This is a genomic window from Methylobacterium sp. Leaf117, from assembly GCF_001422985.1.
In the GTDB taxonomy this organism is placed as follows: Bacteria; Pseudomonadota; Alphaproteobacteria; order Rhizobiales; family Beijerinckiaceae; genus Methylobacterium.
In genome coordinates, this window is sequence record NZ_LMNL01000007.1 from 14510 (window position 1) to 35475 (window position 20966).

The following is a 20966-nucleotide window of genomic DNA, read 5'->3' on the forward strand; positions in this document are numbered from 1 at the left end:
CGATCTTGCGAGAGGTAGCATCGTGGTCATTCAGAAGAACTGGCAAGAGCTCATCAAGCCGAACAAGCTTCAGGTCTCGACCGGACACGACCCCAAGCGGGTCGCCACCGTCGTTGCCGAGCCCCTGGAGCGCGGCTTCGGCACGACGCTCGGAAATTCGCTGCGCCGGGTGCTGCTCTCCTCGCTCCAGGGCGCGGCCGTGACCTCCGTGCAGATCGACGGCGTGCTGCATGAATTCTCGTCGATCCCGGGCGTGCGTGAAGACGTCACCGACATCGTCCTCAACATCAAGACCATTGCCATTCGCTCCCAGACCGAGGCGCCCAAGCGCCTGACCCTGCGGAAGACGGGTCCCGGCATCGTCACCGCCGGTGATATCGGTACGGTGGGTGACGTCCAGATCCTGAACCCGGACCTGGTAATCTGCACCCTCGACGATGGCGCCGAGATCCGCATGGAGTTCACGGTCGCGACCGGCAAGGGCTACGTGCCTGCCGAGCGCAACCGCCCCGAAGATGCGCCCATCGGCCTGATCCCGGTGGATGCCCTGTTTTCTCCCGTCACCAAGGTGTCCTACCGCATCGAGACCACCCGCGAGGGCCAGGATCTTGACAAGGACAAGCTGACGATGACGATCGAGACCAATGGTGCCGTTTCGCCGGAGGATGCACTGGCCTATGCCGCACGCATCATCCAAGACCAGCTCCAGGTGTTCGTGAACTTCGAGGAGCCCCGCAAGGAAGAGGCTCAGCCGCTCGCGCCGCAGCTTCCCTTCAATCCGGCCCTGCTCAAGAAGGTCGATGAACTCGAGCTTTCGGTGCGTTCGGCGAACTGCCTGAAGAACGACAACATCGTCTACATCGGCGATCTGATCCAGAAGTCGGAGGGCGAGATGCTGCGCACTCCGAATTTCGGACGCAAGTCTCTGAACGAGATCAAGGAAGTGCTCGCCGCGATGGGCCTGCACCTCGGCATGGATATCCCCGGCTGGCCGCCGGAGAACATTGAAGACCTCGCCAAGCGCTTCGAAGAGCACTACTAGGCAACACCGCACGTCTGTCCCGGCGCTGCGCCGCAGAGCCCGGACAACCAGAACGCCGATGGTTTCGACCGTTCGGTGTTGTGGTATCCGCCTCCCGGGATCGCCTTGGGAAGCCCGGGATGAGCAAGGCCTGACGCAAGCCCGGTTCGGTCAGCGTCAGGGTGAAGGAATCCCGCCGCAGGGTTACGCGGAATCAACAGCCCCGAAGATCCATTCTGAGGGGCGCTTGGCCGTACCGTGGCACGGCGGCCATCAACCAAGGATCAGCCATCATGCGTCATGGATTTCGCGGTCGTCGCTTTAACCGCACCACCGAACACCGCAAGGCGATGTTCGCCAACATGTCGGCCGCGCTGATCAAGCACGAGCAGATTGTCACCACCCTGCCGAAGGCCAAGGACCTGCGTCCGGTCATCGAGAAGCTGATCACCCTCGGCAAGACCGACACGCTGCATGCCCGTCGTCTCGCCATGTCGCAAATCCGCGACCAGGACATGGTCCGCAAGCTCTTCGCCGTCATCGGCCCGCGCTACAACGCGCGTCCGGGCGGCTACTGCCGCATCATGAAGGCGGGCTTCCGCTACGGCGACAATGCCCCGCTCGCGGTGATCGAATTCGTTGATCGTGACGTCGACGCTCGCGGTAAGGATTCCGGCCCGGTTTTGGACGACGCCGCGTAAATCACGCGTCCGCGTCATTGGATAGGAAAAGGCGGCCCTTGGGCCGCCTTTTTTCGTTGTCGCTGCGGTCGCCACGGCCACGTCATCCATCCCAGATGGGTTGCCGTGAAGAGCAAGTCTCTACTTCGCTCAGGCCGCCCTATCGAGCAAGCGCGAGACCTCTGCGGCGAGCTCGGCGGATTCGAAAGGCTTGCGCAGGACAGGCAGATCCGGAGGAATCGGGATCGCCTCGGCATGGCCGGTGACGATGAGCACCGGCACATCGGACCAGCGCGTCCGCACGATCTCGGCGAGCTCGACGCCCGTCATGCCCGGCATCGCGAGATCCGCCACCACGAGATCGAAGGCGTCCTGCTCCATCAGGGAGACGGCCGTCGATCCATCGGAGGCTTCGCGTTCGGTATAGCCGAAGCTCGACAGGAATGAGGCGGTGACATGCCGGACCTCCGGGTCGTCATCCACCACGAGGATACGGGCACCGCGGACTGCTGGAGTTGTCGGGCCGGGCGCCAGGACCTCAGCCGGTCCCGCAGCTTCGACGCGCGGCAAGGTGATCTGGACCCGGGTTCCGGCACCAAGCTCGCTCTCGATGCGCAGACGACCGTGGGATTGCTGCGCAAGACCGAAAACCATCGCAAGCCCGAGGCCCGTGCCTTGGCCGACCGCTTTGGTGGTGAAGAACGGCTCGCACACCCGCGCGAGGATTTCGGGCGCGATGCCGCTGCCAGAATCGGCGATCTCGACCATCATGTAATCCCCAGGGTCCAGGTCCGGATCGTCAGCTACCCGGAGGTTGCGGGTGCCGATCGCAATCTGGCCGCCCTCCGGCATCGCATCGCGGGCGTTGATGCACAGGTTGAGGATCGCGAGCTCGAGCTGATCGGGGTCGACACAGGCCGCCGGCGCTTCGGGAGCGAGCGTGGTTTGGATGGTGACGAGGCCGCCGAGACTGCCAGCAAGGAGATCGTTCATTCCCTCGATCAGGCTGTTCACGTCGACGGCGCGGGGACGCAAGTCACGCGATCGGCTGAAGCTGAGCAGGCGTTTGGTGAGGGAAGCGCCTCGCTGGGCCGCCTGCATCGCGTTCCCGACGAGGCGCTGCACCCGCGGCTGATCCGCAACCTTGGGCGCCACCAGCTCGAGGCTCCCCAGGATCGCCATCAGAAGGTTGTTGAAATCATGCGCGATACCGCCGGCCAGGGTCCCCAAGGCCTGCATCTTGTCGGACTGGCGCAGGCGTGCCTCCAGGGACTTCTGCGCGGTGACGTCCCGCTCGATCGTCGCCAGATGTGTGATCCCCCCAGCCGCGTCACGGATCGGCACGCGGGTGACGTGGCGCCAGCGCTCAGCTCCCACCGCCCCTTCGGATACCAAGCTGTCGCTCGGCGCCCCAGTGGTGATCGCGGCTACGTCCGCAGCCTGGATGATGCCATCCTGCCCGAGCACGTCGTCCTCGGTTCGCCCCATGCAGTCGGAGACGTCGCTGCCCAGGCTCTCCGCCTTGTAGGCATTGAGACGGATGAAGCGGCCGGCGGAATCCTTGAAGGAAATGGCATCCTGGGCATTGTCGAGGAGCCCACGCAGCAGTGCGCGCTCGGTTGCGAGTTCCCGGGCGAGCTGGTGACGCTCGAAGGCCTGCCGCACCGTATTGCGCAGGAGGTTCGCGTCCCACGGCTTCGTGGCATAGCCGGTGATGCCACCCTGGTTCAGGGCTGCGACCACGGCGCTCATATCGGCGTAGCCAGTGAGCAGGATCGCCTGGGCATCGTGGAACCGGCGTGCCTCCGCCAGCATGGCGTCGCCGGTCATGCCGGGCATGCGCTGATCCGAGAGGATGACGGCGATATCCGGATTGCCGGCCAGAATTTCGAGGGCCTCCGCCGGCTTCGTTGTCGTCAGCACGCGGAACGCGTCCTCGAACAGGTCTTCGAGGGCAACGAGGATGTCCGGTTCGTCGTCGACGGCGAGGATCGTGCCTTGGGACATGCTCAACCCGTCTGCCGTGGAATGCCGATCACGAAACAGGCTCCGCCTCCGGGAGCGGCCTCAACACTGAGCGTGCCGCTATGCGCCTGGACGACACTGTAGGCAATCGCGAGACCCAGGCCCGTCCCCGAACCGACGGGTTTCGTGGTGAAGAAGGGTTCGAAAATCTTCTCACGCAGGGGTTCAGGGATGCCCGGTCCGGTGTCGCTGATGCGGATCAGATCAAGGTCAGGGCTGCTGCGGGTCTCGATGACGATGGTCCCGGTCTCCGGCATGGCATCGGCGGCATTCCCAAGAATGTTCATCACCACCTGGTTGAGCAGGGCCGGCGTGCAGTGGATCTCCGGCCGCCCTGAGAAATCACGCACCACAGCGATCCGGTCGCCAAGCTTGTGTTGGATCAAGGCGAGGACCGTTTCGATCGCCTCAGGGACATGCACGAGAGTCCGCTCGCCCTCGTCCAAGCGCGAGAACTTTCGCAGGTTGAGGACGAGATCCTGGATCCGGGTCAGGCCCATCCGCATAGCGCCGACGCGATCGCCGCATTTCTTCAGGCGACGGGGATTGTCGGCAGCATCGGGTGCCGTGGACACCTCACCCAGGATGCGCTCCACCGTACCCTGATGGGCGAGGATGAAGGCCAGCGGATTGTTGATTTCGTGGGCGATGCCCGCGACCAGCTCGCCGAGGGACGCCATCTTGGCCGCCTGGACCAGCTTGGCCTGGGCGTCGGTGAGCTTGCGGTTGGCCGTGGCAAGATCGGCATTGGCCTGCTCCAGGGCACCCGCGAGAGCCGCGCGCGCTTCCGCGGCCTCGGCTTCGGCGCGGGCACGTTCGAGGGCCCGCTCGCGTGCACCAAATTCTCCGGCGATCCGGCGGTTGTCCTCCTCGAGCAGCTTGCGGCGGACGAGACTGCGGACCCGCAGAACGAGGATCTCGCCGTCGGACTTCGAGACGACGTCATCGGCCCCCGCCGCAAAGGCCTCGACCAGGAAGTCTTTCGCCGGGCTGGTGCCGGCGATGCCGACCACCTGGAAAGTCGGGCCTCCAGCTTCGCGGCGCGCAAGCTCGGCATTGCGATGCTCGCTGATCGCCCGGCACAGGGCGAGGCCGTCATAGCGGGTGGCGAGAAGGTCGATCGTCACACAGTCGAACGCCGCCCCCTCTGTGCTCAGCGCTTCCATGGCGGCGGCGTGAGTGTCCGCGGTGGCGACCTCGTGGCCCTCATGGGCGAGGAGGCCCGCCAGGAAGGTCCGGTAGGTCGCGCTCCCGTCGACCACGAGGACGCGGCCCCGCCGAAACGCCGAGATGCCCGGACCGTCGCTGCCGCCCGTGCGCTCGCGCAGAAGCGCACGGATGCGGAGCACCAGAAGGTCGCGATCGGCGGATTTCGCTACGTAGGCATCGGCGCCGCTCTCCAGTCCTTGCCGCTCCCCGTCGCGGGCACCGGTGAGCATGAGGAGCGGCAGGGCGCGGGTGCGCAGGGAGAGGCGAAGCTGCCGGGCGAACTCGTCCCCGTTCATGCCGGGAAGGTGGTGGTCGGCCACCACCAGATCGGGCAGGCGGGTGTTCAGGTGATCGAGAGCGGCTTCGGCCGTGGCGCAGCGCTCGACCACGAACCCCTTCGATTCGAGCAGGAGCCGCAACTCCAACGCCTGGGTCTCGGAATCTTCAACGAGCAGGAGGCGCGCCGGATTGGTCTCGCTCACGGACCCCCCTCCGCAAGGCGGACGAGGTGAGCGGCGATCCGGTCCAGAGGCAAGACGCTCCCGGCCGCGGAGAGGCGGATCGCGGCCGCCGGCATACCGAACACGACCGCCGTGCTCTCGTCCTCGGCGACGGTCAGGCCACCGGCCAGGCGCATGTCGAGGAGCCCGGTCGCGCCGTCCTCGCCCATCCCCGTCAGCAGGACTCCGATACCGCGCGTTCCCGCGTGCCGGGCGACGGAGCGAAACAGGGCGGTAGCGGCCGGGCGCTGGCCTCCGACCGGTGCGGCATCGGTGATGCGCAGGTGACCACCCCCGCCGAGCTCGAGATGCCGGTCTCCCGGCGCAACGTAGACACGACCGGGCGCCACCCGTTCACCCTCCTGAGCCACGGACACGGTGAGTCCGACGACGCCGTTCAGCCAGGACGCGAAGCCCTCCATGAAGGCCGGGCCCATGTGTTGGACCACCAGGATCGGCAGAGGAAAACTTGCCGGCAGGGCACCGATGACCCGGGCCAGCGCTGGCGGACCGCCCGTGGACGCCGCGATGGCGAGCACACTGGCCGATTCAGGCACCTTGAGTGCGGCGGCGATCGGCACCGGGTTGACCGCCCGGCCGGCCCATTCCGATCCGATCGGCCGGCGCCGGATGACCGGAACGGCCGCCATGATGCGCAGCTGCGTACAGATCTCGCTGGCCGCCGCGTCATAACCCGCATGGGTGGTGGCTACGGGCTTCTGTACCACGGACAGCGCACCGGCCCTGAGGGCGTTCATCGAGATGCGGAGGGATGAATCCTCGATCGAGTCCGCGATCACCACGATGGGCGTCGGATGCTCGGCCATGATCCGCCGCGTGGTTTCCAGACCATCGATGCCGGGCAAACGGATATCCATCGAGACGACATCCGGCCGAACCTGGCTGATCGTCGCGAGGGCTTCCTCGCCGGACGCCACCGCCGCCACCACTTCCAGGCGCGGATCCCGTCCGACGATGTGGATGAGGAGTTGCCGCACCACCAGGGAATCCTCGACCAGCATCACGCGCACCCGCGCCAATCGTCCCTCCTGAATCGCTCCGTCCCGTCCCTGTCCGCTCACAGCAATTGCCCGATGGTGTCGAGGAGCTTGCGCTGATCGAAGGTCTGCTTCGTCAGGTAGGCATCCGCGCCGAGGTCGAGGCCGCGTGCCACGTCTTCCGCATCGCCGCGCGAGGTCATCAGGATGATCGGCAGGCGCGCGAACGCCTCCTCGGCGCGCAGCGCCTTCAGGAGGCCGAAGCCGTCGAGGCGTGGCATTTCCACGTCGGCGACGACGAGGTCGACCGGCTCGATGCCCGCCCGCAGACGATCGAGCGCATCCTGACCGTCGACACAGACGACAACGCGGTATCCTGCGGCTTCCAAGATACCTTTCTCCAAGGTGCGCGTGGTGATGGAATCGTCCACGACGAGGATCGTCGAACGTGGTCCCTGCGCGATCGTTCCGTGTGGGCCTATCGGCTGCGGCGCCGCGGCGCGGCCTGCCTCACCCGCTCGTGCGACGAGGCCGTCGGCATCGAGGACGACGGCGGGCCTATCCCCGGCCAGGATCACGGTTCCGGAAATCAGGCGCGGATCGGTGCCGATGGGGGGCGCCGGCAACACCCGCAGCGACACGACATCCGAGAGCGCATCCACGGCAAGCACGCAGCGGCGCCCGCCGCCGCGGAGCAGAATCGCCGGACGTGTCGTCCCCGTCTCGTCGGACTGGGCCGCCAATCCAAGAAGGCTCCTCAGATCAAGGACCGGCAGACTGATGGCGCGTCCCTCGATCTCCACCTGTGTCACAGTGCGGCCCATGACGGAGATCAGGTCGAGTCGGTCCAGCCGGAGCAACCGCTCCGCCGATCCACTTGGAATCGCGTAGGTGATACCGGCTGCTTCGACGAGGAGCATCGCCCGGCGCGCAGCCGAGAGCGGCAGCGTCATGGTCAGTTCAGTACCGAACGGCACGCGTGGCGCGAGCCGGACGGCACCGCCGAGCCGGCGCACCGCATCGGCCACTACCGAGAGGCCGATCCCGCGCCCGGACAGGGTATCGACGGCGGAGGCGGTGGAGAATCCGGGTTCGAACACCAGGGCGAGAAGCGCCTCCGGCGCGGGATCGGCGCCGCCATTCAGCAGCCCTCGGTGCCGGGCGGTCTCGGCGATGGCGGCAAAATCGGGTCCACGCCCATCGTCCTGCACGCGAACGACGAGGCGGCCGCCCTGAACCGCGACGTCGAGACCGATCGCCAGTGCGGCCGGCTTGCCGAGGCGTCGGCGCGTCTCGGGCGGTTCGGCGCCGTGGCTCAGGGCGTTGCGCAGGGCGTGTAGAACAGGGTCCTTGAGGACCTGAAGCATCGCTCGGTCGACGGGAAGGTCGAGGCCGTGGACCGTCACTTCGATCTCGCGCTCTTCGCCGCGCGCATGATCGCGCAGGGTCCGGGCAAAGCCTCCAAAAGCGGTCTCAGCCGGCACGAGCGCCAAACGCTCGGCTTCGCCCGCAACCCGGGCCATGGCGCCGTCGACGGAGGAAGCGAGGGCGCCGCGCACCCGCGCCAAATCGGCAGCATCGCGAGCGAGCGCGAGAAGACCGGTCTCGAGGGCGCGCGCCTCCGCGTCCGAGCCGGCCTGTCGGAGTGCCCCGCGCGCAACCGCGGTTCGACGCCTCACGCTGCCGCGCTGCGTCTCGATCAGGCGGGCGAGATCGTTGGCACGGCGGCCCAGCCGCGCGAGGCCTTCGGCCAGCACGGCCTCGCCGCCAAGCGCACTGGCAAGTTCATGCGTCGCCCGGGTCAGGGCTTCAACCGCGTCTGCCGGGACCCGCAGGAGGGTCTGAACCCCCTCGGCCGGTGGCTCCGTCGCCGTGGGCTTGGCAGCGGCAACAGGAGGAGGGGATGGGGCCGGGGGTACTGGCGGCGCTGGTTCCGGCGCAAGCGCGGCCTTCGAGTCGAGCGCTCCGTCCAGCGCCGCGAGGGCATCGCCCGGCATGTCCGGGCCGGCTCCATCGGTAAGGCCGGCGACATAAGCCTCGATCCGGTCGAGGGCGAGATGCACGGCAGCGGCGGCGGCGCGCGACAGACCCCCGTCCTGTGCGACGACGCGCTCGAACAGGGTCTCCAACCGATGAGCAACGGCCTCCACCGCTGGCAGGTCAACGGCGCGTGACGCACCCTTCAGGCTGTGCGCCCGCCGGAAGATATCGTTCCAATCGGGGGCGTGCGTGCTGGCCTCGCCACCCAGGGCGGCGCGAATCGCATCGACATGCTCGCGATGCTCGACCTCGAATGCCGCAAGAAGAAGCTGGCGAATATCCATCCGTCGCCTAGGGCCACCTCGGAGTCAGCGCGGCTCCCAAAACTTCGGAAGAGCCGACCACCCATTCGTGAGCGATGAGCTTCGCCGGCTTCTCACGACCGGTGAAGTGCGAAAAACGTCCCATCCCAGATCCATCCGCCCGGATCCATCCGAATGAGTGATCCGAGCCGCCCCCAGTACCGCACCGGGTCGAGTGACCCGGCAGCGACTTTCCCGACAGTGACTTGCCCAATAGAGACTTGCCCGACAACCGCTCGGTTCGTGCGGATGCCGTATCAGTGCCGGTAGCGCTCGGCGAGCGTCATCAGGGCTTGCGCGAGTTCGGTCAGGTTGGCCGAGGCTGCCTCGACCTCGCGGGTGCCGGCCGCAGTCTGCTGGCTCGCCTGACGGATGTTCTGCAGGGCGCCCATCACCTGCTCGATGCCGAGTTGCTGCTGGTTCGTCGACGCGACGATCTGCTGGAAGGTCTGGACGCTCTCCTCGACCCGGGCGGTGATCTCCTCGATGGTCCGCTGCGTCGTGTCGGAGCGGGCCTTACCGGTCGCGGCACGCTTGACCGCCTCCTCGGTGAGCATCACCGAGGTATTGATGCCACGCTGGATCTCGCCAAGGATGGTGCGGACCTGTCCGGTGGCCGCCTTGGCCTGATCGGCCAGGAGCTTCATCTCGGACGCGACGACGGCGAAGCTGCGTCCGCTCTCGCCGGCCGCCGCGGCTTCGATGGCGGCGTTCAGCGCCAGGAGGTGGGTGCGCTCCGAGATGTCGTTGACGGTGGTGATGATGTCGCCGATCGCCTGCGTCTTCTCCGAAAGGGCGACGATGTTGCCGGCCACAGCCTCGGCCTGCTCGCGAATCGAATCCATCGCCCGCGCGGTGTCGGCCACCGCGCGCAGACCGGCGCGGGAGGTCTGGGCCGTCGACTGTGCGGTGGCGATGACCTCGCCGGCACGCTTGCCGATCTGAGCGCCCGAATGGGTGATCTCGTCGACGGTGGCGGCGGTCTCCTGCACAGCGGCGAACTGCTCCTCGACACTGGCCGCCTGTTCCTGGGCGGAAGCGCGGATCTCGGCGGCCGCCGCATTCAGGTCGGAGGTGGCGGCCCGGTTGGTCCGCGCCAGATCGGCAAGACCCGAGACCATGCGGTTGAGAGTTCGCCCGAGGCGTCCGATCTCGTCCTTGCCCCGCGCATCCAGGGTGCCCGACAGGTCGCCCTCGCCGACGCGCTCGGCAAAGGCCATCACCTCCTCGAGGGGTCGCACGACCGCCCGGCTGATGAGGATGGTGATGAGGACGCTGAGGAGAATGCAGGCGCCGAGGGTCGCCAGAATCAGGAAGCGGCTGTGATCGTACACGTCGGCGACCCGGTGTTGTCCCGCCGTGATGCCCTCATCAAGGGCAGAGCGCGTGCGCTCGACATCGGCGAGGAACACGTCCTGACTGCGATTCACCGCGTCGTTCCGGGACTCGACACCGTCGATATCCTTGGCGGCGACGGCAGCGAGCTGCGCCTCGCTGGCGGAACGCAGCTCGCGTAGATCGGCCGCGGCCTCGAGCGCGATGCCGTTCACCTTGCGCCAGGCCCGGCTGCGCTCCTCGGATGCTGAGCGGCTCTGATATCCATCGCTCGCGCGGATCAGGTCGGCGAGGATCGCATCGGCTTCCGTCGCCGCCCGGCGCCAGCTCCCGGAGACATCCTCTCGCTCCGGTCCGCCACGCGCGCGCATCAGCAGGGCGATGATCGCGTTGCGCCGCTGAAGACCCATATCACGGGCCTTGTTCGCGAGTTCGTCGAGTTGACGCGCCACGGTGAGATCGCGGGTGACGATGCCGTCCGTGGTGTCGCGCACGACGGCGATCTGGCCGAGGGCGTAGAGGCCGAGCGCGATACTCACCACCGTGATGGCGACGAAGCCGAGGAGAATGCGTTTTCCGATCGAGATCGACACAGGTGGCTCCAGGCTTCGCTAAATCGACTGACATCCCGGCTGGCGGCGCCCGGGTCAGCCTCACAAGGGTCTCAGCCGAAGCGGCGCCTCAGCGAGACACGCAACGGGACGAATTCACGGCAGGAATTGGCGCAGCAGGCGCGGCAGGTCGACGACGACGAACCCGGACGTCGCGTCAGGTCCGGCGCCGGGGGCGGCATAGCCCGAAACCGCCTCGGTGCTCAAACCCGCCTCGCCGAAGGTCAGGTCAGTCGAATCCTCCGCCACCTCCGCAACGCCGAGCACCCGATCGACAGCCAGCGCGACGGGACTTCCGGACCCGCGCATCAGGACCACGTGCCCGGCCTCACTTCCTCCATTCGCAGCACGCCCGAGCGCGCGCCCCAGGGCAATCAGACTGACGACCCGGCCGGAGATCGCGATGAGCCCGAGGATCGCGGGAGGAGCGTCCGGCAGTGGCGTCACGGTTCGGGCCGGCAGCACCTGAGCGACATGGGTCAGGGGGAGGGCGAAGCGTTCGTCTCCGCAGGCGCAGACGAGAAGGGCGCGCATCGCGCCCGCGGCCCCCGCCCTCGCGTGCCCGCGACGGGCGAGCAGGCGAGAGCGCTCCTCACGCAAGACCTGCAGGTTCAGAGAGGCGGTTTCGCCGCCACCAAACTCCGTCACGGCACCTTTCCTTTCGCGGCAGCGCGGGCGAGGGCTGCGCTACGCGCGAGCTCGTACGGACCGATCCCGTCGCCCTCTGCCACCCTGGCATCGGGCGCCAGGGCTTGGGCCAGACGGATGGCATTGTCGAGGGCCCGGACCGCTTCCGCGGACCGACCGAGGCCGAGCATCAGCAGGCCGAGTTGGTAGTGGGCCATGACGAAGTCCCGGTCGAGATAAAGTGCGCCGCGCCAAGCGCGCTCGGCTTCCACCTCGCGTCCGAGGCTGTGGGCGAGAAGGCCGTCGTAATAGTGCAGCACCGGATCGGCGGGTGAGGCGGGAATTGCCCGCCGCAGAGCCCGCCAGGCCTCGGCCGTGTCTCCGGAATCCGCAAGCACGCGGATCTGCGCAAGCACAGCCGCCGGCTCGCTGGAATGAGATCCTGGCTCGGGCCGTGGATCGGGCAAGGGATCGGACGAAGATTCGGCCAGAGATTCCCGGGCATCAGAGGACATGGCCTCGGACCTGGACGACGCCCCGGTGGCCATCGCGGGGGGAAGCGGGTCTGCCAGCCGGAACGTTGCAGCCGCCGCAACCACCGGCTCCGGCCGCCAGGACGGGGCAGGGGCGATCGGAGCCCGTGCACCCCAAGGACGGTAAGCCACGGTTCCGGGCAGGTTGACGGGTTCGAGCAGGGCGGAGATGGCCGGATTCGGCTCGGCATGGCCGATGAGGAGCCAGCCCTCCGGGGTCAGGCGCCGACCAAGACCGCGCACGATCCCCAGGACCACCTCGGCCTCGAAATAGATCAGCACGTTGCGACAGAGGATCAGGTCGAAGTCGGCCAGGGGCTGAACCGCCCGGACGTCGATGAGGTCCATGAGGTTGCGCCGCTCGAAGCGCACCATCCGGCGAAATTCCGGCCGCAGGGCATAGGTGCCATCGCGGCCCGATCCCGCCACGGGCGGCCCCGGGACGAAATAGCGGAGGCGCTCCCCGGGGGGCAGGGTCCGCAGGGCCCAGCGACCATAGATCCCCGCCCGGGCGGTCTCGAGGGCCGCCGTGCTGATGTCGGTCCCGAGAATCGAGAGGCGCCAATCGGGGAGGGCGGGGCCGAGAAGCTCGTGCAGCAAAATGGCGATGGAGTAGGGCTCCGCCCCCGTGGAGCAGCCGGCACTCCAGACTCGCAAGGTACGTTCGGTCGAACGAGCGGCGATCAGGGTGGGCAGGATCGTGGTGCGCAGGGCGGCGAACTGCTCGGCGTAGCGGAAGAAGAACGTTTCGCCGATGGTGATCTCGGCCTCCAACGCAGCCCATTCCGGGCCGCCCGCCAACCGGTCGTCGAGCCATGCGGCGTAAGCTGTCGAATCGGTGAGCCCGAGCACCCGGAAACGCTTGCGCAGGCGATCGAAGAGAAGATCGTCCTTGTCGGCGTAATAATGGTGGCCGGTGCGGGCGATGATCCGGGCCTTGAGAGCCGGGAAGCCCGGATCGACCTCCGGACCGGAGCGCGGCGGACGCGTCATGGGCGCTGCATTTCGCGTCGCTGTTTGCTCAGGCTGCGGACAACGCGGCGAGGCGCTCGGCCGCCGCATCGGCCAGCGCCGCCAAGCGCAGGCGCTCCTCCGACGTGAGGAGATGGGACAAGCCGAGCACGTGGATCAGGCCGTCGTCGTGCGCGATCTCGGATATGACGCAACCGTTGAGGGTCCGCTCCGGTGAGACCGCCCGGATCGCGGAGGCCTCGATCGAGATGAGGTCCTCGACCCTGTCGACCAGGAAGCCGGTGCTCCCCTGCGCATCGAGCACGATATGCCGGTAGGCACTTGTAGCCTCCGACTCGGTGCCGCCCGCGCGGAGGCCGAGAAGACGGGCGAGGTCGACGACTGGAATCGGATTGCCGCCGAGGTTGAGGAAGCCCTCCAGGGGACCGCCTCCGGCTGGCGGAGCATGTAGATTTGGCAGCGGCAGGACCTCGCTCACCGACGTCCGCGCCAGAGCGCAGGCGACACCCGCCACGTCGAGGAGGAGAAAGGCGGTGGTCTCGGGCAGGATTGGATATCCTTGTTCGGTAGAGGACCGGGGTCGGGCGCGAACCTCTCGCAGCCTCCGGCCTTGATAGGACGGGGAGACGGGACCGGGCAAATCTGAATCTCCGGCCGAGCCCGCCGTCTTGCGATGTCGGGTATTCCCGGTCAGACCACGCCATCCACGGGCGTCACCGTTCGCAAAGCCTGTTTCGCAAGAACCGCCCTACCCAGACTCGCCTTGCCAGACCCGTCTCGCCAGGCCCGCCCCGCCAGATTCATCCTGCAAGGATCGCCCGCATGTCCCGTCCAATCCGATACGGTCTCGCTTTCCTGGCGATCGTCGCATTTGCCGCGCCTCTGCCGGCATCGGCCGAGATGCCGGGTGCCGACTGGCTGACCCCGGCGCAGACGAAGGAAGCTCTGAAAAGCGCGGGCTACAGCGAGATCACCAAGCTCGAAGCCGATGATGGTCACTGGGACGGCGAGGGCATCAAGAACGGGCGGCGGATGACCTTCGATGCCGATCCGAGAACCGGTGCGATCCTCGGCGAGGTTCCAGTCGAATAGGGTGGCCGGTTTTACCGTCGCAATACCCACATCGCGACGTCTGAACCTGCACGATTGTGCGCCCTGCGCGTTGACCGGGGACCTCGCCTCCAGTATGACACCCCACACGATTTTCGATTCGCCGTCTTGGCGAACGAACAGGGCAGACGACAACGCGATGCGTGCCATCCTTATCGTAACGGAAGCGCCACCGACGGGGCGGACCTGACAGCAGGGTCCGCGATCCGGATGGTGGCGCATGCAGGGTCCCTCGGGACCCTTTTTTATTGCCGCGACGCGCTGGACGACACGAGCAGCACAGACAGGTTTCAAGGAGCAGGACGATGGGCGGCGAGGTCATGACCGGGGCCGAAATGGTCATCCGGGCGTTTCAGGATCAGGGTGTCGATACGCTGTTCGGGTATCCCGGCGGCGCGGTGCTGCCGATCTACGATGCACTGTTCCACCAGGAGACCCTGAAGCACATCCTCGTGCGCCACGAGCAGGGCGCCGTCCATGCGGCGGAGGGCTATGCCCGCTCCTCCGGCAAGGTCGGCTGCGTCCTCGTCACCTCGGGACCCGGCGCCACCAACATCATCACGGGCCTGACCGACGCGCTGCTCGATTCGATCCCGCTGGTCTGCATCACCGGTCAGGTTCCGACGCACCTGATCGGAACGGACGCCTTTCAGGAGTGCGACACGGTCGGCATCACGCGCCACTGCACGAAGCACAACTATCTGGTCAAATCGATCGACGACCTGCCGCGCATCCTGCACGAGGCCTTCTACGTCGCTGCCAACGGGCGGCCCGGCCCGGTCGTCATCGACCTGCCGAAGGACATCCAGTTCGCGTCCGGCGTCTACGAGCGCCCGACCCAGAACGGCCACAAGACCTACAAGCCGGCCTTCAAGGGAGACGCGGCCCAGATCCAGGCGGCTGTCGAACTGATGGCTTCCGCACGCCGGCCGATCCTCTACACGGGCGGCGGTGTCATCAATGCGGGGCCGCACGCCTCGGCGCTGCTGCGCAAGCTCGCCGCCGAGACTGGTTTTCCCGTTACCTCGACCCTGATGGGTCTCGGCGCGTTTCCGGCCTCGGACGACCAGTTCCTGGGCATGCTCGGCATGCACGGAACCTACGAGGCCAACCTGGCGATGCATGATTGCGACGTCATGGTCTGCATCGGCGCTCGCTTCGACGACCGGATCACCGGCCGGCTCGATGCCTTCGCGCCGTTCTCGAAGAAGATCCACGTCGATATCGATGCCTCCTCGATCAACAAGGTCGTCAAGGTCGATGTCGGGATCGTCGGCGATTGCGGCTCGGTGCTGGAAGACATGCTCGCCGCCTGGACCGCGCTGCCCCGACAGCCGGACAAGGCTCGCCTTGAGGATTGGTGGACCAAGATCCGGACCTGGAAGGCGCGCGACTGCCTCGCCTACTGGCCATCGGGCACGATCATCAAGCCGCAATACGCCGTCCAGCGCCTCTACGAGGCCTGTAAGGATCGCGAGACCTACGTCACGACCGAAGTCGGTCAGCACCAGATGTGGGCGGCGCAGTACTTCAAGTTCGACGAGCCGAACCGCTGGATGACCTCCGGCGGCCTCGGCACCATGGGTTACGGCCTGCCGGCGGCCATCGGCACGCAGCTCGCCCACCCGAACGGCCTCGTCATCGACATTGCCGGCGAGGCCTCGATCCTGATGAACATGCAGGAACTGTCGACGGCGGTGCAGTATCGCCTGCCGGTCAAGATCTTCATCCTGAACAACGAGTACATGGGTATGGTGCGCCAGTGGCAGGAGCTGCTGCACGGCTCGCGCTACTCGCAGAGCTACTCCGAGAGCCTGCCCGACTTCGTCAAGCTGGCCGAGGCCTACGGCGCCAAGGGCATCCGCTGCGAGAAGCCGGGCGATCTCGACGCCGCGATCGCCGAGATGCTCGACTATGACGGTCCGGTCGTCTTCGACTGCATCGTCGACAAGAAGGAGAACTGCTTCCCGATGATCCCGTCGGGCAAGGCGCACAACGAGATGCTGCTGTCCGACTACCTCGGCGAGACTGGGGTCGAGATCGGCGACGTTATCTCCGAAGAGGGTAAGATGCTGGTCTGAGCCTCCAGGCGCAGCCGGGCCGGGCGGTGACACGCCCGGCCGACCCCTTCATTCTCCATCGGCCCCGCCGGGCCACCCACGACACGCCATCGCAGACGAAGATCCGGGGCACGCCCATGAACGCCATGAATACGCACTATCCCGATGCCGGCCGGGTCGAGCCGATCAACCGGCACACCCTGGCTGTCATCGTCGACAACGAGCCCGGCGTGCTCGCCCGGATCTCGGGTATGTTCTCGGGACGCGGCTACAACATCGAGAGCCTGACGGTGTCGGAGACCGAGGTGGCGCGCCATCTCTCCCGCATCACCATCGTCACCGCCGGAACCGACGCGGTGATCCAGCAGATCAAGGCGCAGCTCGACCGCCTCGTGCCCGTGCACCGGGTGGTTGACCTGACCCTCCAGGGCAAGGCCCTCGAGCGCGAACTGTGCCTCGTGAAGGTCGCGGGCACCGGCGAGCACCGCACCGAATCGCTGACCCTCGCGGCCGCCTTCGGCGCCAAGACCCTCGACGCGACCCTGAACTCCTTCGTGTTCGAGGTCACCGGTACCACCGAGGAGATCGATCGCTTCATCGGCCTGATGACGGTGATCGGCCTCGTGGAGATCTCCCGCACCGGGATCGCCGCAATGGGACGTGGCGCCGAGCCGATGTGACGGGAATTCGCAAACAGAGAGGGCGGATGGCGGTTCCGACATCATCAAGGACGACGATCCCCACTGGTCTCCTGGACCGCCAGCGATGGGACGCGCGTTCATTCCGATCCAGGTCCTAAATCTGAACACTTAGATCTGAAAGCTTGGATCTGAACGCGCGGAAGGCGTCCGAAGCGATCCTGGTTGATCAGGTTCGCTTCATCGATCTCCGGACCGGAACAGACCGACGCCTCGGCAGAGTTCCGAGAAACATCCTTGCAGAAGCCTGATCGAAACTGGCTACCCTCATCGGCGTACCGGTGATCGACCTGGCGGAGGAAGACGAAGCCACATGACCACCCTCTACTACGCCCCCGGCGCCTGCTCGCTTGCCTCCCATATCGCGCTGGAAGAAACCGGCGCGCCCTACGAGACCGTGCGGCTCGACCTCGCCAAGGGCGATCAGCGGGCCCCACAATACCTCGCCGTTAACGAGCGCGGCCGCGTGCCGGCGCTGGTGGAGGCCGATTGGGTGCTCACCGAGAACACCGCGATCCTTCGCCACATCGCGCGCCTTCACCCGCAGGCCGGCCTGTGGCCCGAGACGCCGCGTGACCAGGCCCGGGTCGACGAATGGCTCGGCTGGCTCTCCACCGGCCACCACATCGCTTACGCGCATATCCGCCGGGCGGAGCGCTACAGTGGAGACGAGGCAGCCTATCCGGGCATCCAGGCCAAGGGTGCGGAGACCTGCGGCGACCTCTTCACGATGACCGAGGTCAAGCTCTCCAACGGCGGCTGGGCCATCGGCGAGACATACAGTGTCGCCGATCCCTACCTCCTGCTGTTCTGGACCTGGGGCCGCGGCCCGGCCCTCGGCTTCGACATGGCGGCGCGCTTCCCCGCCTGGACGGCGCATGCCCGCGCCATGGCTGCGCGTCCCGCCGTGCAGGCGGTCTTCGCCCGCGAGGGATTGAAACTGCCGGCCTGAGTACCGGAAGGCGAAGCAAAGCGCGGGGCATGCGACAATTCCCCTTCCGTCAAGGGGATCGCCTCGCTAAAAGCTCCGCGGATCGCACGGCCGCGCGGATGTCGTTTCAGATGAGGGCGCCGGAGCGCACTCATGCTCAATCGAGAGAAAAGAGAAGGTACCGCCATGCGGGTCTATTACGATCGTGACGCCGACCTGAACCTGATCAAGGGCAAGAAGGTCGTCATCGTCGGCTACGGCAGTCAGGGCCATGCCCACGCCCTCAACCTGCGCGATTCGGGCGTCAAGGGCATTGTCATCGCCCTGCGCGAGGGCTCCGCCACCGCCAAGAAGGCGGAGCATGAGGGCTTCACGGTGATGAACGTCGCCGACGCCGCCAAGCAGGCCGACGTCGTCATGATGCTGACCCCGGACGAGCTACAGGGCGACATCTACAAGGAGTCGCTCGAGCCGAACATGAAGCAGGGCGCCGCCCTCCTGTTCGCCCACGGCCTCAACGTCCACTTCAACCTGATCGAGCCCCGCAAGGACCTCGACGTGCTGATGGTCGCGCCGAAGGGCCCCGGCCACACCGTGCGCGGCGAGTACCTCAAGGGCGGCGGCGTGCCGACCCTGATCGCCATCGCGCAGGACGCTTCCGGCAACGCGCACGATCTCGGCCTGTCCTACGCTTCGGCCAATGGCGGCGGCCGCGCCGGCATCATCGAGACCACCTTCAAGGAAGAGTGCGAAACCGATCTGTTCGGCGAGCAGGCCGTGCTGTGCGGCGGCCTCGTCGAGTTGATCAAGGCTGGCTTCGAGACCCTCGTCGAGGGCGGCTACGCCCCCGAGATGGCCTATTTCGAGTGCCTGCACGAGGTGAAGCTCATCGTCGACCTCATCTACGAGGGCGGCATCGCCAACATGAACTACTCGATCTCGAACACCGCCGAGTACGGCGAGTACGTCACCGGCCCGCGCATCGTGACGCCGGAGACCAAAGCCGAGATGAAGCGCGTCCTCAACGATATCCAGTCGGGTAAGTTCACCCGTGACTGGATGCTCGAGAACAAGGTTGGCCAGACCTCGTTCAAGGCCACCCGCGCCAAGCTCGCCGCTCACCCAATCGAGGAGGTCGGCGCCAAGCTGCGCGGCATGATGCCGTGGATCTCCGAGAAGGCCCTGGTCGACAAAGCCAAGAATTAATTCGGGATTGGGAGGCCGGCTTCGCTCGGCCTCCGGTTGCGGATGAAGCCGGCGTCGCGCAAGCGGCGTCGGCTTTTTCATGCGTCGATCATCGGACACGCAGCCGTCACTGAGACGTGATCAAGACGTCCCGCCTGTTGTGCTCAAACAGCTTTCCCGCGATCATGCTCCGCAACGGCCGCCCATCTTGAGAGCAGCCGAAACGCGGAGGACACCCATGGCATCGCTATACTACGACGAGCATCGCGCGCTGCAGGAGGAGTACAAGACCGTCAAGCTCGCCGAGCGCCTGGATACCGGCTGGGTGCATGACGCGATCGGCAAGGATGAAGCCGCCTTCATCGGCAACCGAGACATGTTCTTTCTCTCCACCGTCGATCCCGACGGCATGCCCACCGTCTCCTACAAGGGCGGCAGCCCCGGCTTCGTGAAGGTGCTCGACGACAACACCCTCGTCTTCCCGGGCTTCGACGGCAACGGCATGTGGTACTCGATGGGCAACATTGAGGGGCAGTCCAAGGTCGGCCTGCTGTTCATCGATTTCGAGACCCCGCACAGGGTCCGCGTCCAGGGCCATGCCCGGATGCTTCGCGACGATCCTCTGATGGCCGAGTACACCGAGGCCAAGTACCTCGTACGCGTCGAGGTCACGAAGGCCTGGGTCAACTGCCCACGCTACATCCACAAGTACCAGAAGGTGGCGCAGAACAAGTACGTACCGACCCCGGACAAGGAGACGCCTCTCGCCCTGTGGAAGCGGCTCGACATGGTCGCGGACGTCATTCCCGAAGCGGACAAGGCCCGCGTCGAGAAGGAAGGACGTCTCGAACTTCCGGAATACGAGGCCCGGGTCGCCCGCGGCGAGAGCTGACATCACGCCCCGCCCTCTCCCTGCATGGGAGAGGGCGGAACGCCTCACACCATCCGCAGGCGCGGTCCCCGGCGGACGAACCCGACGATGTCCTTGACCGCATCGAGGGTTGGGGCCGCGATGGCCTCGGCGCGTTCGGCGCCATCGGCCAGCACGGCATCGATCTCGGCCGGATCTGAGACCAAGCGCTTCATTTCGGCGCCCAGGGGCGCCAGAGTTTCGACGGCGAGTTCGACCAACGCACCCTTGAAGGCCGAAAACTGCGCGCCGCCGTAATCGCGCAGCACGTCCTCGCGCGAGATATCCTTCAGGGCGGCGAAAATGCCCACCAGGTTGTCGGCCTCGGGCCGGCCGCTGAGGCCCTCAACCTCGGAGGGGAGGGCATCCGGATCAGTCTTGGCCTTGCGCACCTTGGCCGCGATGGCGTCCGCATCGTCCGTGAGATTGAGGCGCGAATTGTCGGAGGCATCCGACTTCGACATCTTCTTGGTGCCGTCGCGCAAGCTCATGACACGGGCGGCCGGCCCACCGATCAGCGGTTCGGTGACGGGGAAGAAGCCAGCGCCCTCGTCGTGCCCATGCGCGGCGATTGATTCCGAAAAATCGTTGTTGAACTTCTGCGCGATGTCCCGCGTCAATTCGAGGTGCTGCTTCTGGTCCTCGCCCACCGGGACGTGGGTCGCCCGATAGGCCAGGATGTCGGCTGCCATCAGGACGGGATAGGCGTAGAGCCCGATCGAGGCGTTCTCCCGGTCCTTGCCGGCCTTGTCCTTGAATTGGGTCATGCGGTTGAGCCAGCCCAGGCGCGCGACGCAGTTGAAGATCCAGGCGAGCTCGGCGTGCTGGGGCACTTGGCTCTGATTGAAGACGATCGAGCGCTTCGGATCGATGCCCGCGGCGAGGAAAGCGGCGGTGACCTCGCGGATCTGCCCCTTGAGCGCGGCCGGGTCCTGCCACAGGGTGATCGCGTGCATGTCGACGACGCAGTACAGGCACTGCGCGTCGCGCGCCTGCATCTCGACGAAGCGCTTGATGGCGCCGAGATAGTTACCGAGATGCAGGTTCCCAGTCGGCTGTACGCCCGAGAACACCAGTTCCTTGAACGCGCTCATCGCGGCGTGGTCCTCGTAGGGATAGGGGTGAGGCAGCCGCCGGCGAACAATCCCGCAGCCAAGCGCCGGTTTCTGGACGCCGCGCCGGGACCGGTCAAGGCTCCAGGCCCGCGAAGGCACCCGCG

At 66.7% G+C, this 20966-nt stretch carries 17 protein-coding genes; 8 read left to right on the forward strand and 9 right to left on the reverse strand.

The window, feature by feature from the left end; translation table 11 throughout:
• The first annotated feature begins 22 nt into the window (after positions 1-22).
• A complete protein-coding gene (locus ASF57_RS06145; RefSeq protein ID WP_056183544.1) occupies positions 23-1042 on the forward strand; it encodes a DNA-directed RNA polymerase subunit alpha in 1020 nt (339 codons plus the stop codon).
• 272 nt (positions 1043-1314) lie between these two features.
• Positions 1315-1722 (forward strand): 50S ribosomal protein L17, encoded by a 408-nt coding sequence (gene rplQ / locus ASF57_RS06150; protein ID WP_056183546.1) that lies wholly within the window; start codon positions 1315-1317, stop codon positions 1720-1722.
• Between the two features lie 129 nt (positions 1723-1851).
• Here the strand turns inward: rplQ and ASF57_RS06155 are convergent, their stop codons facing one another.
• The 8 genes from ASF57_RS06155 to ASF57_RS06190 form a co-directional block, all read right to left on the reverse strand.
• Complete coding sequence (locus ASF57_RS06155) at positions 1852-3708, reverse strand: response regulator (protein WP_056481106.1); 1857 nt, start codon at positions 3706-3708, stop codon at positions 1852-1854.
• A 2-nt stretch (positions 3709-3710) separates the two neighbouring features.
• On the reverse strand, positions 3711-5417 hold the full coding sequence (locus tag ASF57_RS06160) for a response regulator (protein ID WP_056481108.1): 1707 nt from the start codon (positions 5415-5417) through the stop codon (positions 3711-3713).
• Complete coding sequence (cheB, locus tag ASF57_RS06165) at positions 5414-6457, reverse strand: chemotaxis-specific protein-glutamate methyltransferase CheB (protein WP_056481110.1); 1044 nt, start codon at positions 6455-6457, stop codon at positions 5414-5416. Before cheB ends, ASF57_RS06160 begins: the two co-directional genes overlap by 4 nt.
• Before the next feature lie 56 nt (positions 6458-6513).
• Positions 6514-8757 carry a response regulator gene (locus tag ASF57_RS06170; protein WP_056481112.1) on the reverse strand — a complete coding sequence of 748 codons (2244 nt, stop codon included), beginning with the start codon at positions 8755-8757 and terminating at the stop codon, positions 6514-6516.
• A 275-nt stretch (positions 8758-9032) separates the two neighbouring features.
• Positions 9033-10703 (reverse strand): methyl-accepting chemotaxis protein, encoded by a 1671-nt coding sequence (locus tag ASF57_RS06175; RefSeq protein WP_056183555.1) that lies wholly within the window; start codon positions 10701-10703, stop codon positions 9033-9035.
• A gap of 114 nt (positions 10704-10817) precedes the next feature.
• Positions 10818-11369 (reverse strand): chemotaxis protein CheW, encoded by a 552-nt coding sequence (locus tag ASF57_RS06180; RefSeq protein ID WP_056481114.1) that lies wholly within the window; start codon positions 11367-11369, stop codon positions 10818-10820.
• Positions 11366-12874, reverse strand: a complete 1509-nt coding sequence (locus ASF57_RS06185) for a CheR family methyltransferase (RefSeq protein ID WP_056481116.1) — start codon at positions 12872-12874, stop codon at positions 11366-11368. The genes ASF57_RS06180 and ASF57_RS06185 overlap by 4 nt, the downstream gene beginning before the upstream one ends.
• Before the next feature lie 28 nt (positions 12875-12902).
• Positions 12903-13403, reverse strand: a complete 501-nt coding sequence (locus tag ASF57_RS06190; RefSeq protein ID WP_200935826.1) for a chemotaxis protein CheW — start codon at positions 13401-13403, stop codon at positions 12903-12905.
• A gap of 272 nt (positions 13404-13675) precedes the next feature.
• Between ASF57_RS06190 and ASF57_RS06195 the strand changes: the two genes are divergently transcribed.
• From ASF57_RS06195 to ASF57_RS06220, 6 genes are all read left to right on the forward strand, one after another.
• A complete protein-coding gene (locus ASF57_RS06195) occupies positions 13676-13945 on the forward strand; it encodes a PepSY domain-containing protein (protein WP_056183560.1) in 270 nt (89 codons plus the stop codon).
• Positions 13946-14268: 323 nt separating this feature from the next.
• Positions 14269-16044 carry an acetolactate synthase 3 large subunit gene (locus ASF57_RS06200; RefSeq protein WP_056183563.1) on the forward strand — a complete coding sequence of 592 codons (1776 nt, stop codon included), beginning with the start codon at positions 14269-14271 and terminating at the stop codon, positions 16042-16044.
• 116 nt (positions 16045-16160) lie between these two features.
• The gene (ilvN, locus tag ASF57_RS06205) at positions 16161-16703 is read left to right on the forward strand and encodes an acetolactate synthase small subunit (RefSeq protein ID WP_056183565.1); all 543 of its coding nucleotides are present in this window, start codon (positions 16161-16163) and stop codon (positions 16701-16703) included.
• 331 nt (positions 16704-17034) lie between these two features.
• Positions 17035-17673, forward strand: coding sequence for a glutathione S-transferase (locus ASF57_RS06210; protein ID WP_056183568.1), 639 nt, complete (start codon positions 17035-17037; stop codon positions 17671-17673).
• A gap of 165 nt (positions 17674-17838) precedes the next feature.
• A complete protein-coding gene (ilvC, locus tag ASF57_RS06215) occupies positions 17839-18858 on the forward strand; it encodes a ketol-acid reductoisomerase (protein ID WP_056183570.1) in 1020 nt (339 codons plus the stop codon).
• A 217-nt stretch (positions 18859-19075) separates the two neighbouring features.
• Positions 19076-19729 (forward strand): pyridoxamine 5'-phosphate oxidase family protein, encoded by a 654-nt coding sequence (locus ASF57_RS06220; RefSeq protein ID WP_056481119.1) that lies wholly within the window; start codon positions 19076-19078, stop codon positions 19727-19729.
• A 44-nt stretch (positions 19730-19773) separates the two neighbouring features.
• Here ASF57_RS06220 and trpS read toward each other — a convergent pair whose 3' ends face one another.
• Positions 19774-20841: a tryptophan--tRNA ligase gene (gene trpS, locus ASF57_RS06225; RefSeq protein ID WP_056481121.1), complete on the reverse strand. Its 1068-nt coding sequence runs from the start codon at positions 20839-20841 to the stop codon at positions 19774-19776.
• Between the last annotated feature and the right edge of the window lie 125 nt (positions 20842-20966).

What these genes read in the sequence shown, in the direction of transcription:
- rplQ (WP_056183546.1), top strand. Translation starts at nt 1,315, where the DNA reads ATGCGTCATGGATTTCGCGGTCGTCGCTTTAACCGCACCACCGAACAC.
- ASF57_RS06155 (WP_056481106.1), bottom strand. Translation starts at nt 3,708, where the DNA reads ATGTCCCAAGGCACGATCCTCGCCGTCGACGACGAACCGGACATCCTC.
- cheB (WP_056481110.1), bottom strand. Translation starts at nt 6,457, where the DNA reads ATGCTGGTCGAGGATTCCCTGGTGGTGCGGCAACTCCTCATCCACATC.
- ASF57_RS06170 (WP_056481112.1), bottom strand. Translation starts at nt 8,757, where the DNA reads ATGGATATTCGCCAGCTTCTTCTTGCGGCATTCGAGGTCGAGCATCGC.
- ASF57_RS06185 (WP_056481116.1), bottom strand. Translation starts at nt 12,874, where the DNA reads ATGACGCGTCCGCCGCGCTCCGGTCCGGAGGTCGATCCGGGCTTCCCG.
- ASF57_RS06195 (WP_056183560.1), top strand. Translation starts at nt 13,676, where the DNA reads ATGTCCCGTCCAATCCGATACGGTCTCGCTTTCCTGGCGATCGTCGCA.
- ASF57_RS06200 (WP_056183563.1), top strand. Translation starts at nt 14,269, where the DNA reads ATGGGCGGCGAGGTCATGACCGGGGCCGAAATGGTCATCCGGGCGTTT.
- ilvN (WP_056183565.1), top strand. Translation starts at nt 16,161, where the DNA reads ATGAACGCCATGAATACGCACTATCCCGATGCCGGCCGGGTCGAGCCG.
- ASF57_RS06210 (WP_056183568.1), top strand. Translation starts at nt 17,035, where the DNA reads ATGACCACCCTCTACTACGCCCCCGGCGCCTGCTCGCTTGCCTCCCAT.
- ilvC (WP_056183570.1), top strand. Translation starts at nt 17,839, where the DNA reads ATGCGGGTCTATTACGATCGTGACGCCGACCTGAACCTGATCAAGGGC.
- ASF57_RS06220 (WP_056481119.1), top strand. Translation starts at nt 19,076, where the DNA reads ATGGCATCGCTATACTACGACGAGCATCGCGCGCTGCAGGAGGAGTAC.
- trpS (WP_056481121.1), bottom strand. Translation starts at nt 20,841, where the DNA reads ATGAGCGCGTTCAAGGAACTGGTGTTCTCGGGCGTACAGCCGACTGGG.